This is a genomic window from Pseudomonas sp. HMSC08G10, assembly GCF_001808425.1.
In the GTDB taxonomy this organism is placed as follows: domain Bacteria; phylum Pseudomonadota; class Gammaproteobacteria; order Pseudomonadales; family Pseudomonadaceae; genus Aquipseudomonas; species Aquipseudomonas guariconensis.
The window spans coordinates 1-14369 of record NZ_KV793314.1 but is presented as its reverse complement, the minus strand read 5'-3'; the positions used below and the strand labels follow the sequence as shown (position 1 = coordinate 14369).

General features: G+C 56.5%; 16 protein-coding genes and 1 pseudogene. 10 read left to right on the top strand and 7 right to left on the bottom strand.

Going from position 1 to position 14369, the window contains the following annotated elements; all coding sequences use genetic code 11:
• Positions 1 to 346: 346 nt before the first annotated feature.
• From HMPREF3173_RS15715 to HMPREF3173_RS15690, 6 genes are all read right to left on the bottom strand, one after another.
• A complete protein-coding gene (locus tag HMPREF3173_RS15715) occupies positions 347 to 1006 on the bottom strand; it encodes a methyltransferase family protein (RefSeq protein WP_011953093.1) in 660 nt (219 codons plus the stop codon).
• Complete coding sequence (locus tag HMPREF3173_RS24045) at positions 1003 to 1278, bottom strand: DUF2933 domain-containing protein (protein WP_011953094.1); 276 nt, start codon at positions 1276 to 1278, stop codon at positions 1003 to 1005. The genes HMPREF3173_RS15715 and HMPREF3173_RS24045 overlap by 4 nt, the downstream gene beginning before the upstream one ends.
• Before the next feature lie 25 nt (positions 1279 to 1303).
• Positions 1304 to 1759 carry a hypothetical protein gene (locus HMPREF3173_RS15705; protein WP_011953095.1) on the bottom strand — a complete coding sequence of 152 codons (456 nt, stop codon included), beginning with the start codon at positions 1757 to 1759 and terminating at the stop codon, positions 1304 to 1306.
• 138 nt (positions 1760 to 1897) lie between these two features.
• Positions 1898 to 2920, bottom strand: coding sequence for a YncE family protein (locus tag HMPREF3173_RS15700; protein ID WP_047932759.1), 1023 nt, complete (start codon positions 2918 to 2920; stop codon positions 1898 to 1900).
• 265 nt (positions 2921 to 3185) lie between these two features.
• Entirely contained in the window at positions 3186 to 3386 is a 201-nt protein-coding gene (locus tag HMPREF3173_RS15695) for a heavy-metal-associated domain-containing protein (RefSeq protein WP_004575963.1), read from the bottom strand.
• Between the two features lie 337 nt (positions 3387 to 3723).
• Positions 3724 to 6246, bottom strand: coding sequence for a heavy metal translocating P-type ATPase (locus HMPREF3173_RS15690; RefSeq protein WP_137108948.1), 2523 nt, complete (start codon positions 6244 to 6246; stop codon positions 3724 to 3726).
• Positions 6247 to 6495: 249 nt separating this feature from the next.
• On the opposite strand from HMPREF3173_RS15690, the pseudogene HMPREF3173_RS24685 reads away from it, so the two are divergent.
• From HMPREF3173_RS24685 to HMPREF3173_RS15640, 10 genes and pseudogenes are all read left to right on the top strand, one after another.
• A pseudogene (locus tag HMPREF3173_RS24685) lies at positions 6496 to 6831 on the top strand (helix-turn-helix transcriptional regulator); the annotation flags it as partial.
• Positions 6832 to 7254: 423 nt separating this feature from the next.
• On the top strand, positions 7255 to 8274 hold the full coding sequence (locus HMPREF3173_RS24725) for an ATP-binding protein (protein WP_015268415.1): 1020 nt from the start codon (positions 7255 to 7257) through the stop codon (positions 8272 to 8274).
• Positions 8275 to 8397: 123 nt separating this feature from the next.
• Entirely contained in the window at positions 8398 to 8703 is a 306-nt protein-coding gene (locus HMPREF3173_RS25335) for an STAS-like domain-containing protein (protein ID WP_080516231.1), read from the top strand.
• 417 nt (positions 8704 to 9120) lie between these two features.
• Positions 9121 to 9354 (top strand): hypothetical protein, encoded by a 234-nt coding sequence (locus tag HMPREF3173_RS15670; protein WP_156867445.1) that lies wholly within the window; start codon positions 9121 to 9123, stop codon positions 9352 to 9354.
• A 310-nt stretch (positions 9355 to 9664) separates the two neighbouring features.
• Positions 9665 to 10588 carry a hypothetical protein gene (locus HMPREF3173_RS15665; protein WP_011953102.1) on the top strand — a complete coding sequence of 308 codons (924 nt, stop codon included), beginning with the start codon at positions 9665 to 9667 and terminating at the stop codon, positions 10586 to 10588.
• Between the two features lie 220 nt (positions 10589 to 10808).
• Entirely contained in the window at positions 10809 to 11018 is a 210-nt protein-coding gene (locus HMPREF3173_RS15660) for a hypothetical protein (protein ID WP_015268418.1), read from the top strand.
• A 14-nt stretch (positions 11019 to 11032) separates the two neighbouring features.
• The gene (locus tag HMPREF3173_RS15655; RefSeq protein WP_011953104.1) at positions 11033 to 11239 is read left to right on the top strand and encodes a hypothetical protein; all 207 of its coding nucleotides are present in this window, start codon (positions 11033 to 11035) and stop codon (positions 11237 to 11239) included.
• A 246-nt stretch (positions 11240 to 11485) separates the two neighbouring features.
• Positions 11486 to 11818, top strand: coding sequence for an IS66-like element accessory protein TnpA (locus HMPREF3173_RS25330; protein WP_009684096.1), 333 nt, complete (start codon positions 11486 to 11488; stop codon positions 11816 to 11818).
• Entirely contained in the window at positions 11815 to 12150 is a 336-nt protein-coding gene (gene tnpB, locus HMPREF3173_RS25070; RefSeq protein ID WP_009684097.1) for an IS66 family insertion sequence element accessory protein TnpB, read from the top strand. The genes HMPREF3173_RS25330 and tnpB overlap by 4 nt, the downstream gene beginning before the upstream one ends.
• A gap of 61 nt (positions 12151 to 12211) precedes the next feature.
• The gene (locus tag HMPREF3173_RS15640; RefSeq protein ID WP_009684098.1) at positions 12212 to 13747 is read left to right on the top strand and encodes an IS66 family transposase; all 1536 of its coding nucleotides are present in this window, start codon (positions 12212 to 12214) and stop codon (positions 13745 to 13747) included.
• Positions 13748 to 13780: 33 nt separating this feature from the next.
• On the opposite strand, the gene HMPREF3173_RS15635 is transcribed toward HMPREF3173_RS15640, so the two are convergent.
• Entirely contained in the window at positions 13781 to 14314 is a 534-nt protein-coding gene (locus HMPREF3173_RS15635) for an NUDIX hydrolase (protein WP_009684099.1), read from the bottom strand.
• Positions 14315 to 14369 lie beyond the last annotated feature (55 nt).

Sequence of the window (14369 nt, the reverse complement as noted above, 5' to 3'; positions counted from 1 at the left end):
TGCTGCCGCAATTCCTGACCGCGCCGCCTTCAGCTCTGTGCCTCGGGACGCTAGTTGGTCTTTGCGCTCTGTAGCCGGGATGCATTCAGATCAGAGTAGTAGCTGACGTTTGAGCAGAGATCTTCGTGCATCACGATCTATATGGGTCGAAAGCGGACAGGGCATCGCAAAGTCATCCAACTGCCTGAGTTATCCGAACGCCAACAAGGATTCCACCGAGCTTGTCGACAAGAAAACCCGCGACAACTCAGAGTGTTATCCGAGCAAACAGACTTTGGATACCCTATTCCCGCTAGAAACACTGCCGCTGAAACCCTCCTGGCATGTAGCTCCTTCGTCCTACGCTTCAGCCTCTATGACCCCCACCCAACCTTTCGCGCAGGTGCGGAACGAACCTAGGCGTAACGCGGGTATAAGCTTCGTAGGCAGCGCCAAACTGCTTGTGCATTTCCCGCTCTTCGGAAACCGCCAAACGCCCGTACATCACCAGCAACACCGGGAACATTGCCAGCGTCAGCAGCGTCGGCCACTGAAGGAGAAAGCCCAGAAGAATCAGCACAAATGCCACGTACTGCGGATGTCTGATCCAGCCATAGGGCCCGACCGTTGCAAGTGAACGGCGGCGTTGCGCGTGATATAGCACGTTCCAGGCGGCAGAAAGCAAATAGAAGCCGAAACCCAGGAATAGGTAACTGGCAATGTGCAAAACACTGAAGTGTGGGTTGCCCTGGTCACCGAGCAACGTCGACCACAGATGGCCGGATTCGTGGGAAAGCAGATCGAGGTTGGGGAACCTGGCCTGCAACCAGCCTGACAACAGATAGATCGTCAGGGGGAAGCCATACATTTCCACAAACAGGGCAACGATGAAGGCCGAGAATGCACCGAAGCTCCTCCAGTCTCTCGCCGTTGCCGGCTTGAAGAAACTGAAGGCAAACATGATGAAGATCGCGGAGTTGATGAAAACCAGCGACCAGAGGCCATACGCGCTTTCACCATGATTCATGATGGATCTCCCGGCTTATGGATATCAGCCTTATCGGAGGGGGCCGGTTTGCTCTGGCCCTGGTGATGGTGTCCCCCATGTCCTCGATGCATGAAGACATGCATCAGCGGACAGGCGAGCAACAACAGATAAGGCAGGGCTCCAACGACATGGGCAAGGTGCTCGGTGAGCAGGAAGTAGACGGCGATCCCACCGATTACCACCAGGCCGATTGCATAGCGTGAACGCCAGAAACTGTGTGGTGAGCCGTTTTCATCGAAGTGAGGGTTCATAGCGACTCCTGGGAAAGGAGATGGGTTACTTCGATGCAGCAGATGGCATGCGGTCCATCATCATCTGCATCATCGACTCCATCATGTCCATGCGCTTTTCCATCATCTGGTGGCGGGCGGCCATATCCCCGCCCATGCCGCCATGCATGCCCCCCATTTCAGGCATGCCACCCTCCATGGACTTCATCATGGCCATGCCATTTTTCATCAGCGCCATATGCTCGGCCATCAACGCCTGACGGGCTTCCGGCGTTTTGGCTGCAGCCATCTTTTCGTGCATGGCTTGCATGGCCTTCATTTGCTGGTCCATCGCCGCCATTTGCCCTTTGTCCATTGGCTGAGAAGGCGTCTTCTCGGTAGCCGCCGCGCTTGGCGCATCGGCCGGGTGATGTGTCGAGTGTTCATCGGTGTTTTGCGCCATGGCGCCCACGGACGCTGCGGCCAAACAAAGTCCGATCAGTAAATTTCGAACGTTGTTCATCATCATCTCCTTAGCACTGTTTTAAAGCCGGATGCCTTGGTCTGGGCGCTAGGCCTCACCTGGCACGACAAGCAAATTACTGCGCCGGCGTGAATGCTCATTTTTCGCGTCGTGCTCGGGTTGTACACCGACGGGCTATTATTGGGCACTCGGCGGCTCGAAGCTGATCCCGTTTGGCCCGGCGCCAACCTTATGGGTAGCAACGACCTTTCGGCTGCTCGTATCGATGACAGATACGGTGCCCGCTTCAATATTGCTGACAAACACATAAGCGCCGTCGCTGCTGATGGCCACACCATGGGCACCCTTGCCGGTGGTCACGGTGCCCAGGCTGCTACGCGTCTGGAGATCTACGATGGAGACTCGGTCGTCCGGATTCTGGCCACTGCCCTGATTCGCGACATAGACCTGGCGACCGTCAACGGTGGCCATCATCTGGATTGGCGTGCGGCCGACATCAACCTTGCTGATCACCTTGCGTCTGGCCGTGTCGATGATGCCAAGCTGATTTGTCGCACTGAGCGAGACGAATGCCAGGCGACCGTCAGGGGCAAAGCCGACCTGGACAGGGCCTTTGCCCACGGGAATCTGCGCGGTTTCTTTGAGTGTGACGACATCGATAAGCGATACGCTGTCGCTCTTCATGTTCGCGATATAGAGTGTCCGGCCATCAGGGCTCAAGCGCAGCCCATGGGGATAACGCCCAGTTGGAATACCGGGCAACTCGATTCGCTGCTCAAGGTCAAATACTCGCACCTGGTTGGCAGCGGAATCGGTCACAAAAGCTCGCAGCCCGGTGACGTCGGTGACCACATGAGCCGGGTGATCGCCTGCCGGGAAGCTGAACGGTGGCCTGTCCAGCGCGCTGGTACTGAACACCAGCAACTGCCCACCGGGCTTTTCACCGCTCGAATGCCCCGCATGTCCAGCCACTCCAACAACCAGAAGCAAGCTGCCGTCGGGCGAAACCTGTAGGTTGTGGGGTGCGATCGGCAAGGCGACCGTGCTCACATCACCTGTCGCAAGATTTACCTGGCTAATGGAAGCGGACCGTTCATTGGCCGTGTAGACGTTACCCGTAGGGTTTGCCATGACCAGCCCCAGAGGGATGAGCAGGAATATCCCCAAGGCCATAGAACTAAACCGCTTGGCAGTCATCATTGTGAATGAGCTCCAACGAGGGGCCGGGGTATGTGAGCCAGGCTGGCCTATACATTTACTCAAGATAAACACCAATCGCGAAGCATTTTCTTGATCAGCGTCAACGTCCACAGCTTGACTCGGCACTGGGTGATCGAAGGCCGTCCATTTCTTGGGGAGTATTGCTGGCTATCCCGACCCGGAGTCAGTCGACATCAGGCTGTATATGAAGAAACCGCGCCATGAAACATGGCACGGCGGCTTGCCATCTGAGCGGTAACGAGACTTAGCGACTGACTTTGGTTGGGTAACCAAGCGCCTGGACCAGTGCACCGACGCGTTCCGCCTCGATGTTGCTTTGGACACTCACTGTACCGGCAGCACGATCAACGATCACCTTCGCGTCGCCATCGGCAGCCTGGATGGCCTTGGTGATCTTGTTGACACAACTGCCACATCCCATACCGGAAACTTCCAAAACGAACATAGCGGGCCTCTCATGCTGGTACGGCTTTTCTCGCCGCATTTACAGCTTCAACCTTGACACGATGACAAGGTCAAGGCCCGGTCAAAGGATTTATCTTCGCCCTGAAATCTTGTCCAACTCCTCTGGCGGCGGCCCCTGCTGCATCACAATTGTCCCTTACGATCTTGGCAGAAGATGGCGGACGTCGCAGTTGCCCGATGTCCTCCATCAGGACCAGATTGGCGCCGAACTCGCGGACATACCCGCTAAGGCCAAAGCCCTAGACAGTCAGTCATATGGATCAGGCGTTGAAACGCTGATGGCGGAACTTCCTCTCATAGGTTGCGGTGTGCCCATTTCAGTCTGTGACTACGCGCTTCAGCCGCAGTGCGTTGAATACCACGGAAGCCGAACTTACGCTCATGGCCAATGCCGCAATCATCGGTGACAATAGATGGCCGGTAAGCGGGTAGAACAAACCTGCCGCCAGCGGTATGCCCATAGCGTTGTAGAAGAATGCGAAGCCCAAGTTTTGACGCATGTTCTTCACCGTGGCCACGGATAGTGTTCTGGCCCGCAGGATGCCCATCAGGTCGCCCTTGACCAGCGTCAACTGGGAGCTGTTCATGGCAACATCGGTGCCAGTTCCCATGGCGATCCCGACATCAGCCCGGGCCAGCGCAGGGGCATCGTTGATCCCATCTCCTGCCATGGCAACCCGGCGCTTATCGCCCTGCAGGAGCGCCACCAGTTGCTCCTTGTCCTCGGGTTTCACTTCTCCGTGGACTTCCTCGATGCCGAGTTGTTTCGCGACCGCACGTGCCGTAGTCAGGCCGTCGCCGGTGGCCATGATGACCTTCACATCTTCTGCCTGTAGCCGGGTTACCGCCTCCTTGGAGGTGGGTTTGACCGGATCGGACACCGCTAGCAGGCCAGCGAGCACGCCATCGACGGCCAAGTACATGATACTCATGCCTTCCAGACGCAGCTGCTCGGCGCGGTCTCGCAACGGACTGGTGTCGAGGCCAGCCTCTTCCATCAAGGTCGTGTTGCCAAGCTGCAGCCGTTTGCCGTTCACCTGGCCACGTACACCGATCCCAGAGCCCGACTCAAACGCCTCTGGCTTGGACAAGCTGTGTCCATGCGCTCGCGCATGATCGACAATCGCATGTGCCAGCGGATGCTCGCTGCCTTGGTCCAGGCTGGCGGCAAGGCGCAAGACTTCGGGTGGCATGAACTGCCCGGTACCGACCACGCTATGAAACACTGGCCGGCCCTCGGTGAGGGTCCCGGTCTTGTCGACGATCAGCGTGTCGATCTTGCAGAGGTTCTCGATAGCACTGGCGTCTCGGAAGAGCACGCCACTGCTGGCAGCCTTCCCGGTAGCGACCATGATCGACATGGGAGTGGCTAGGCCGAGCGCGCAGGGGCAGGCAATGATCAGGACCGCGACCGCATTGATCAGGCCGAAGACCCAGCCAGGCTCCGGTCCGAAAAGCCCCCAGCCGAAGAGCGTGACCAGCGCGACCAGAATCACCCCCATGACGAAATAGCCGGCCACGGTGTCCGCCATCCGCTGCATCGGGGCTTTCGAGCGCTGAGCCCGCGCGACCATCTGCACGATTTGCGAGAGCACTGTCTCGGCGCCGACCTTCTGCGCCGCCATCACAAGGCTGCCGTGGGTATTCAGCGTGGCACCGATGAGTGCATCCCCAGCTTTCTTCATCACTGGCACGGGCTCGCCTGTCAGCATGGATTCATCGATAGCACTTTCGCCTTCCAGGACCACCCCGTCGACCGGCACCTTCTCGCCAGGGCGAACGCGCAGGTGGTCGCCCGTATGCACGTGGGTGAGCGGAATATCTTCCTCCTGACCATCGGCCCCGATGCGACGGGCCGTCTTGGGGGCAAGACCCAGGAGCGACTTGATGGCGGCGGAGGTTTGTGAGCGCGCCTTGAGCTCGAGCATTTGGCCGAGCAACGTTAATGAGATGATGACTGCAGCCGCTTCGAAGTAGACACCGATGCGGCCATCCTGCATGAAAGTCGTCGGGAAAACCTGCGGGAACACTGTGGCCGCAACGCTGTATAGGTACGCCGCAGCCGTTCCCAAACCTATCAGGGTCCACATATTCGGGCTGCGATTACGAATCGATGCGACCCCACGCACGAAAAACGGCCAGCCAGCCCATAGTGTCACGGGAGTGGCCAGAATCAACTCCACCCAATTCTGTGTGGCACCATGCAGCAATTGGAGTTGGTGGGCAGTCATGGCCAACACGGTCACGATGACCGTCAGGGGCAAGGTCCACCAGAAGCGGCGGGAGAAGTCCTTGAGTTCCGGGTTCTCGTCTTCCTCAAGCTCCGGTATTACCGGCTCTAGGGCCATGCCACAGATTGGGCAACTGCCCGGCCCACGCTGGCGGATTTGGGGATGCATCGGGCAAGTGTATTCGGCGTCCGCCGCGTTGCTTGGCTGCGGGGCAGCCGAGTGGAGATGGCCCGCGTGTTCTTGGTCCTGGGGAGGGCTAAGATAATGCACAGGCGCTGCGCGGAATTTCGTCAGGCACTTTTCACTGCAGAAGCGGTATGTCCTTCCCTCGTATAGCTCGAAGTAGCGACTATCCGGTGGCACCGTCATACCGCATACCAAATCGCGCTGACTACCATCCGGTTGCTCATACGGGTGCGAGTGGTCATGGTCATGGTCATGGTCATGCTGGCACGATTCGGTGTGCATGAAGTAGTTCCCTTTGTTGTCCGGTTTGGACGAGTTTTCACCCTTCTGGTGAGAATACCCGCCATGGTTGTGCCCGAAGAGTTGCGTCAGCGGACAGAGCAACAAAATTAAATAACTGTAGTGCCTGTGACAGGTGGCCATAGTGCACGAGCCACATAAAACAGGCCAAATATGGCCAGCATGATCAGTGCAATACCGCCTTTAGTCCGCCAAAAAGGTATTGCCAGATCTGTACCACGGCGATGGGCTCCATCATGATCAACTCCCAAGCTGGGTGGGAAATATCGGCCGCTGCCGTATTGTCCAGCCTAGACAACATCTCCTTGAACAGCTGTGACGCCAATCAATGCTCCTGTAAGCGTGTCGATTATTGTTGTGGTGTAGCGTCATGGCATAGATCATTTCTGGAGGTTGCTGATCCTGCTGCTGCACCAGTGGTTGCCCTTCGACAATGCGCTGGCTGCCTTGTACCCCGGCGAGGGAGTGCCCAAGCCGCTGGAGGAGTACGACGCCGGCTCCCGGTGGGGAACGCCGTCCATGCTTTCCTGCCTGGACGGCCTATACTTGCTCGACCCCTTCTACCAGGCCTGTCAGGAAGGCCTGCCCAGTGGGCTGTAACGCCTGGAGGAGATCGCTTCTGACCAGTTCCGTCAAAGCGAGTACTTCCTCAGTTACTTCCACGCCAACGCATTGGAAGACGAGGTGCAGTTCGTTCTCCAGTTGCCGGCCAAGGTAGCCTTATGCGATCTAACAGCTCAAGCCCCAGACCTGATACATGCGGTGCGGTACAGCGCTGATCGGGTCACTCTTCGCTGTTCCCCTTCCAGCTTTGCCTTTGCCCACAGCAGACGTCGGAGATGAAACTGCTCGGCGGACTCACAAACCTGCTCCAGTGCTCTCGCACAAGGCTTTGATCTGGCCATCTTTGCTTGAATGGCTGACCCGTGGCAGGGCGTTGGCCGTGTTTTCTTCGTGCGTGTTGAGCCCAAGGCGAGCGCGATCCACCATCCACAGGCCGCTACTGCCGCGCGCCAATTCTATGCCGGCACTACTCGTCAAAAAATAGGTGAGTGCTTACCCGGCAGGCAATGGGCTACTATCGAGCCCTATATCTATCCGAAAGGGTTAGCTCCGTTGCCAGGGAATTGCATGCAGGCCATCGATATTGAAAACGCGATCGTTCTTCCTTGGGGGCTTGGCTCAAGATCGCCCCATGACCTGTTTTCTGTGTGCGCAGAAATCATTAACTGCCCTGGTGACATCGTTTTAGACGCTAGCAACCTCTCGTATATCGATCCGTTAGGGATGGCCACGCTGCGAGCGTTGTTTGAAAACCAGTTGGTCCAGAAGCGAGTTTCGATGCAGTTTTTGAGCAGAGACCTGACCTCCTACCTGGCCAGGATGGATTTTTTCAAGGACATTGATGTAGAGGGTGTAGATCTATCGGGGGTAGGACGTCGAAACGACCGAAGCACCTCGTTGGTGGAAATCACCAAAATCAGCGAACACCATCAAGCAGAGGCTGCAGCCTCTCGCCTCGCTAGAGCTATTACGGGAAGGTTGACTCAATCGGACCCGGATGCCCCAGTCGACGAGCACACGGGACGGAATGAGTTTGACTCCTACCGGGGCCCTCTGGAGTATTCGCTCAAGGAGCTATTGGAAAACTCGCTTACTCACGCCCGCAGAGAGGGACGTGGTGACGCCGCCGTTTGGCTGACCTGTCAGTTTTATCCAAAATTGAACCTTGTACGCATGGCCATCGTCGATAATGGGTGTGGGTTTCTCGCGACACTGAGGAATCACCCTGAGCTTCATGACCGCACGCATTTGCACGCGATCGAGGCGGCACTCAAACCGCGAGTGAGCTGCAACCGGGGTGCGATGGCCCAGATCCTGGGTAGCGAGAACCAAGGTATCGGGTTAACAACTACCGCAAAAATTGCAGACGCGGCGGGCGGTGGTTTGATCATCGTGAGCGGCAATGGCATACATGACACAAAGCGTCGGCAGTCTCAGGAGCTGCATGATGCGCTGTGGAATGGTGTATCGATCGCGTTTAGCTGTACCCGTGAGCTGCTGCCCACCATTTCGATCAGTGACTTGCTGCCGAAGGACGATGCAGGACAGGTTGACGACGATCTCGACCTAGATCTGAATTTCCGCTAGCTCTGGCTTTTTGATAGCTCGAGGGCTAGAGTCGATCATGCAAGGAGCGGTAAATGGGAGATTCAGCGTCAACTGAAACTCTCGGGCTGCAAAAAAGGATTATGCAATACAAGGGGTTACGACATGCAAACTCAAATTCGATTAAGTAGGGATAGTTCTATCCGAACGTACGGAATGCGAGCTTCAGCGATCCCCTACCGTACCGAAATCGAACGCTCGCTCAGCAGTGGTGAGAGCGTTGTCATAGATTTCGCTGGGAACGATGTCACTCAGTCCTTCGTCGACGAGTTGATCGGGGCGCTGATTCTGAAGGAGGGTCGCCAGGTGGTATCGCGCCTTGCCTTTGAAAACTGCACCAACGATGTCAAAGGAATCATTAAATTTGTGGTCCATGATCGAGTTCGACAGCTGCAAAAAATGCCCGCGTGACGGATCCGCATTGAATTTAAGGCCCTCAATATTGAGGGCCTTTTCATTGGTGCCAGGCAAAAGATAGCCGTCTTGAGTGGCCCCCATAGCTCGCCCTGAAAAGCGAATGTCAGGGGACACACCGCAGAAAAGCGTTCTGTAGCGGAGGAATACGTGGAAAACGGAGCTTAGGTTTCCTCATTGAGATGTGTAGAAATCCATCGCGACTCACCTATGCAAAGGCTGCGAAAAGCCTGAATCTACTGGGGTATCGTGGCGTGAGATATGTGCAAAAAAATGTGCACAGCATCTGCGGATTGGAGAGCTGGCTTGGCTCCTTAAGTAAAACCATCAAGCTGCAACGGACCTGCAACTCCTGCGGCTTGAAGCAAAGCGGGTAATACCACCCCTGAGCCCTACGAGGTGGTGTTCCGGTTTTTGACCAAACGAGAGCACGCCAGGCGCGCAAATGAGCTGCACGACCAGCTGAATGAAGTGCTCGGGGTGGCCAGAAATCTCAACGATGGGCTGTACTTCGGTGGAGCAGACGTCACGGTGCTACAAGACTTTACCATGCTCGATGCGGAAGACTTCGTGCGGTACAACCTTCACGACTGGCTCAGTGTTGGGGATACCGATGAAGATGAAGAAGGTGCCGATGATGCTGACTGAGCTGCTATCGGCCTCCCCTTTAGGATCTGGGTTTGACCTTAGCTGACCGGCTGCTCTACAAACCAATTGATTTTCTCCGGAGCCGGTGTCACTGTCGCTCCAAGAATAGCCCCCACGCCTCGGGCAGGTCCCAGACCTGTACTGCGCATCAGGGGGTTAGTTGTTTCTAGGGCCCGCCCAGGTCGATCAGGCATGCTTTGGGCTGGCCTCAAACCAGTGGGTGACCACCAAAAGGGTCAGTTAGGCCTACTGCTGCCTATCCTCGCTCGTTACCATCCAGAAACCCTCTATTGATACGGTTTCAGCAAAGATGGATGTCTATAAGCTCCGCATCGAAGACACAGAAAGCAAGATCATCGACAAGGAAGGTTTCGAGGCCGAGACCTTCCGCAGAGATCCGTGGTACCAGCCTGGAAGTGCGGGCAAGCTAGCTCAGTTTGCTGTATGCCCGGCATGCGACAACCCTGTCCAGCTGGTTGGGCTGTATGAGCTACCGCCTAACGTGAAGAACCCATTCGGGAAACATGCTACTAAGAGCATTCGCGGCATCGCTCCATTTGATAGTGAGGCCCGTAACGATTGCCCGTACTTCAAGCCTCGCCAGCATAAGAAAACAGAACGAAAAACCAGGTTTGACGGCGTCCCGCGGAAGATTCTCAAGCTATTGATCGAACAGTTCGATCGCGTGGTTTACATCCTGGAGAAAGAGACCCAACTGGTCCTTTCCGAGAACGCGTTGAGAGGCATGCTGCAGCGTTACAAGGGAGAGCGTGGCTACCTCTATACCGGCGCGACGCTTCGCAATGTGCCATGGATCTTTGCTTACATGTCGGACGCCACCCGCCTGTTTGGCCAGAAGGTCAGTGGAAATGCTGAGCTGGTGAAAGCTATTGCCGCTGAGGTGCCGGGGGCGGAAATCAGCAGCACTGGTCGGCTGGAATCGAAGAAGGTGCCTGGTTCGAAGGCGGCATATTTTGATCTCAAAATGAGTTTCATCCGCCATCGAATCGTCAAAGACAGTGAAGCGTCTGGCTTGGTTGAAAGCATGGAGTTTGTAGTGTCACAGCCTCGCGGAGGTGAGCTTGAGCACATTCACAAGGAAGTCATCAAATTCGATTCGGCTTGGTTCGAATCTCTTATCCGGATGCCGGTTGATCATCCTTATCGCAGAATGGATAGAGTGAAGATGGCCCGGGAGGAACTGGGCGATCTGCTGGAGCTGACTCAGGCCTGAGGAGGCCTGCTGTAAACCACTTTTTTTCACTGTAAACCACAGTGGTTTACAGTGAAAAAAGTGGTTTACAACGTAGCTATGACACGCGCCCTGGCCACTCCCCAGGCCAGCGCGCTCCTCATTGGTTCGTTCAGCCGGACGTCGAACACCTGTGCTGCTCGGGGCCTTGCCACGCCGCGGTGTCCTATAATTCATCTTCAGCTGAGTGGAGCAAAATGTTGTGAAGCGCACATTCATTGGAATGGTCGAGGCTGGTGAGCCACTGATGAGGCAAGCGCTTGAAGCTATCCGACAGGCCCACGAAGCGGAGGCTGCTGGATTGCCAGACCTTGAGGTACAGCGTCTTCACCTATTGGCAGATTCGCTCTATCAGGCGGTCATTGATTTTCAGCTCCTCAAAGCAGGTAAACCACCGTCGACTATCCAGTGAGGACCTGCCGCTACATGACGAAAAAGATACCAGCTCTTCTCCCCGACCACCCCATGTATACCGACGCAGTGGATGCGATGAAGCAATACCACGAGGCGCAGGCTTCTGGCTCATCTGCCGAAGAGGTTGAGCGCCTGCGTCAAATCGCAGAATCACAATTTCGGGCTGTCAGCGAGTATCAGCTCAACGCTCTGGGATATCAGTCTCGTCGTCCGCACTGAAGGGATAACCGATCCGGAGGTAGCTTCAGAATCCATCAAGCCAAGCGGAAGACTCACGACGCGGTCCGATTGATCAGCGAGACGGTCGGGAGGGTTTGCACACAGCCCCAAAAAAAAAGCAGCTCCCGAGAGCTGCTTTTTTCGTAACCGTCCGGCCAACTCACCTTCCTGACCCCGACGCCAAAGGCGATGGTGTCCACCTAATTTAAGTGGACACCATTTCTAGCCTTTTAAGCGGGTCTTTCCATGCAGTCACAACGCCGTTCCTATTCAAAATCCTTCAAGGCCCAAGTTGTCCAAGAGTGCGCCCAGCCCGGCGCATCGATTGCCAGCGTCGCGCAGAAGCACAGCCTTAACGCGAACCTCGTACATAAATGGATTAGGGTACTCACGAACAAAACTATGGCGCTGCAACCTGCTTTCATTCCAGTGCCCTTGCCGCTAGCCGGAGGACATTCGCAGGCAGCTTCATCAAGTATCTGCATTGAAATCCAGCACCCGCGTGGCACCGTCAAAGTGAACTGGCCGACCGAAAGCGCTGTCGCCTGTGCCACCTTTCTGCGAGACCTGTTGGAATGATTCGGATCGATGCCATCTGGCTTGCCACCGAGCCTATGGACATGCGCGCCGGTACCGAGACCGCGCTGGCCAGGGTGATCGCGGTGTTCGGTGTGGCGAAGCCGCACTGCGCATACCTCTTCGCTAATCGCCGTGCCAACCGAATGAAAGTCTTGGTGCATGACGGTGTGGGCATTTGGCTGGCAGCGCGACGATTGAACCAAGGCAAGTTTCATTGGCCCGGCATCCGTCACGGATCGGAAGTCGAACTCGATAACGAGCAACTTCAAGCCTTGGTACTGGGTTTGCCGTGGCAGCGGGTCGGCGCAGGCAGCGCGATCACAGTGCTTTAGCCCCTGCCATTAGCCCATCGGTTTATCGCTGTTGACGACCTGCTCTGACACAATCAGCGGCATGACTTCCTCGCCCAATCTCGACCAGATGACACCGGAACAGCTGCGCGGCTTGGCCGAACAGGCTATGCAGTTGCTGTCCCAGGTCGACTCCATGAGCCAGAAAATCCAACGCCTCGAAACGGTCAACGAGCAACTGGCTCATGAAATCGCCATCCTCAAGCGACACAAGTTCGCCAAGCGCAGCGAGCAACTGAGCCCCGACCAAGGCAGTCTGCTTGATGATCTGCTCGATACCGATATCGCAGCTATCGAAGCCGAGCTGAAGGCAGCCAATCCGCCGGCCGCACCGGCCGAGCCACGTCATAAGCCCAAGCGTGCACCACTGCCGCCGCAGTTTCCGCGAACCGTGATCCGTCACGAACCAGAGAATACTCAGTGCGTGTGCGGCTGCCAGCTTCAGCGAATCGGCGAAGACGTCAGCGAGAAGCTCGATTACACTCCGGGCGTGTTCACAGTTGAGCGGCATGTGCGTGGAAAATGGACGTGCCGTCAGTGTGAAACACTGATCCAGGCGCCTGTACCGGCCCAAGTGATCGACAAGGGCATCCCGACCGCAGGCCTTTTGGCCCACGTGATGGTGGCGAAGTTCGCCGACCATTTACCGCTGTACCGGCAGGAGAAGATTTTTGGTCGGGCCGGACTGCCCATCGCCCGTTCGACACTGGCGCAATGGATCGGACAGACCGGTGTGCAGCTCCAGCCTCTGGTCGATGCGCTGCGTGAGCATGTGTTGGCCCAGGGCGTGATCCACGCCGATGAGACCCCGGTTCAGATGCTCGCACCAGGCGAAAAGAAAACCCACCGCGCTTACGTGTGGGCCTATAGCACCACGCCTTTCTCGGCCCTAAAGGCCGTGGTCTACGACTTCAGCCCCAGCCGTGCCGGCGAACATGCGCGTAACTTCCTGGGCACGTGGAACGGTAAGCTGGTCTGCGATGACTTCGCCGGCTACAAGGCCAGCTTCGAGCTGGGCATCACCGAAATCGGCTGCATGGCCCATGCACGCCGCAAATTCTTCGACCTGCATGCAGCCAATAAAAGCCAGTTGGCGGAGCAGGCGCTTCACTCGATTGGCGGGTTGTATGAAGTCGAGCGACACGCCAAGGAAATGAGCGACGAAGCCCGCTGGCGATTACGTCAGGAAACAGCGGTGCCCATCGCTGAAAAACTGCATGAGTGGATGTTGGCCCAACGCGAACTTGTGCCCGAGGGTTCGGCCACGGCCAAGGCCCTGGATTACAGCCTTAAACGCTGGGTAGCGCTGACGCGCTACCTGGAAGATGGTGCTGTGCCCATCGACAATAACCAGATCGAGAATTTGATCCGGCCGTGGGCGCTTGGGCGCTCGAACTGGTTATTTGCCGGGTCGCTGCGCAGTGGAAAAAGGGCGGCGGCAATCATGAGCCTGATCCAGTCGGCGCGTATGAATGGGCACGATCCGTATGCCTATCTCAAGGATGTACTGATGCGGCTTCCGACACAGCGGGCGAGCGAAATCACGCAATTACTCCCGCAGCATTGGATGCTTGCCTGAGGCAGGCTAAGTGGACTTCGCCAAATAGTCAGCTCAAAGGCTGATTGGCATCAACAATTCGGAAGCGACTTTTCTCAGCATGTAGGTTTCGCGCAGAATTGACTGCCCCATCGAAGACTCGTGACGCTGCATGACGGCTTCATTGTGTGCGATGGCTTCATGCAGGTTGATCCAGACAGGCCGCATACCATTAGCGATTTCGTGGCTTTCCATTCTCACCGGCTCTAGCTGGGGCGCTACTTCGCATTGATAAAAATGCGAGGTCATGTGCATCAGATCGTACTGTGGCTTTTGGTAGGGCCGGTACTCCTCGATGTAACCGTAGTGCTGGAGCACCTGTATTTCACGAGCACCAGTCTCTTCCTCAAGCTCACGCTTCAGGCCTGCGACAATGTCCTCGTCACCATCAAGGCCGCCTCCAGGAAAGCTGAAATCGTTATAGCGCTCGGTGAACAGCAACAGGATCTGTTCACCCCGCATCACGATGCCGCGAGCTGCATGTCGACGGAATACTCTGCCCTGCTTGGATTTCAGCTCGGGGTGAACAATTTCAGTTATGAGTTGCATGTGGTCTCGTAGCGGCAAGATCAGTTAGGGAAGGTCTGAAGTAACCCTGTATTTC

Bases quoted from the DNA above. Each gene is read 5' to 3' on its own strand.
- HMPREF3173_RS24045 (WP_011953094.1), bottom strand. From the start codon at position 1,278: ATGAACCCTCACTTCGATGAAAACGGCTCACCACACAGTTTCTGGCGT.
- tnpB (WP_009684097.1), top strand. From the start codon at position 11,815: ATGATTCGGATCGATGCCATCTGGCTTGCCACCGAGCCTATGGACATG.
- HMPREF3173_RS15690 (WP_137108948.1), bottom strand. From the start codon at position 6,246: ATGGCCACCTGTCACAGGCACTACAGTTATTTAATTTTGTTGCTCTGT.
- HMPREF3173_RS25335 (WP_080516231.1), top strand. From the start codon at position 8,398: ATGCAAACTCAAATTCGATTAAGTAGGGATAGTTCTATCCGAACGTAC.
- HMPREF3173_RS15715 (WP_011953093.1), bottom strand. From the start codon at position 1,006: ATGAATCATGGTGAAAGCGCGTATGGCCTCTGGTCGCTGGTTTTCATC.
- HMPREF3173_RS15695 (WP_004575963.1), bottom strand. From the start codon at position 3,386: ATGTTCGTTTTGGAAGTTTCCGGTATGGGATGTGGCAGTTGTGTCAAC.
- HMPREF3173_RS15640 (WP_009684098.1), top strand. From the start codon at position 12,212: ATGACTTCCTCGCCCAATCTCGACCAGATGACACCGGAACAGCTGCGC.
- HMPREF3173_RS15655 (WP_011953104.1), top strand. From the start codon at position 11,033: ATGACGAAAAAGATACCAGCTCTTCTCCCCGACCACCCCATGTATACC.
- HMPREF3173_RS15635 (WP_009684099.1), bottom strand. From the start codon at position 14,314: ATGCAACTCATAACTGAAATTGTTCACCCCGAGCTGAAATCCAAGCAG.
- HMPREF3173_RS24725 (WP_015268415.1), top strand. From the start codon at position 7,255: ATGCAGGCCATCGATATTGAAAACGCGATCGTTCTTCCTTGGGGGCTT.
- HMPREF3173_RS15705 (WP_011953095.1), bottom strand. From the start codon at position 1,759: ATGAACAACGTTCGAAATTTACTGATCGGACTTTGTTTGGCCGCAGCG.
- HMPREF3173_RS25330 (WP_009684096.1), top strand. From the start codon at position 11,486: ATGCAGTCACAACGCCGTTCCTATTCAAAATCCTTCAAGGCCCAAGTT.
- HMPREF3173_RS15665 (WP_011953102.1), top strand. From the start codon at position 9,665: ATGGATGTCTATAAGCTCCGCATCGAAGACACAGAAAGCAAGATCATC.
- HMPREF3173_RS15700 (WP_047932759.1), bottom strand. From the start codon at position 2,920: ATGATGACTGCCAAGCGGTTTAGTTCTATGGCCTTGGGGATATTCCTG.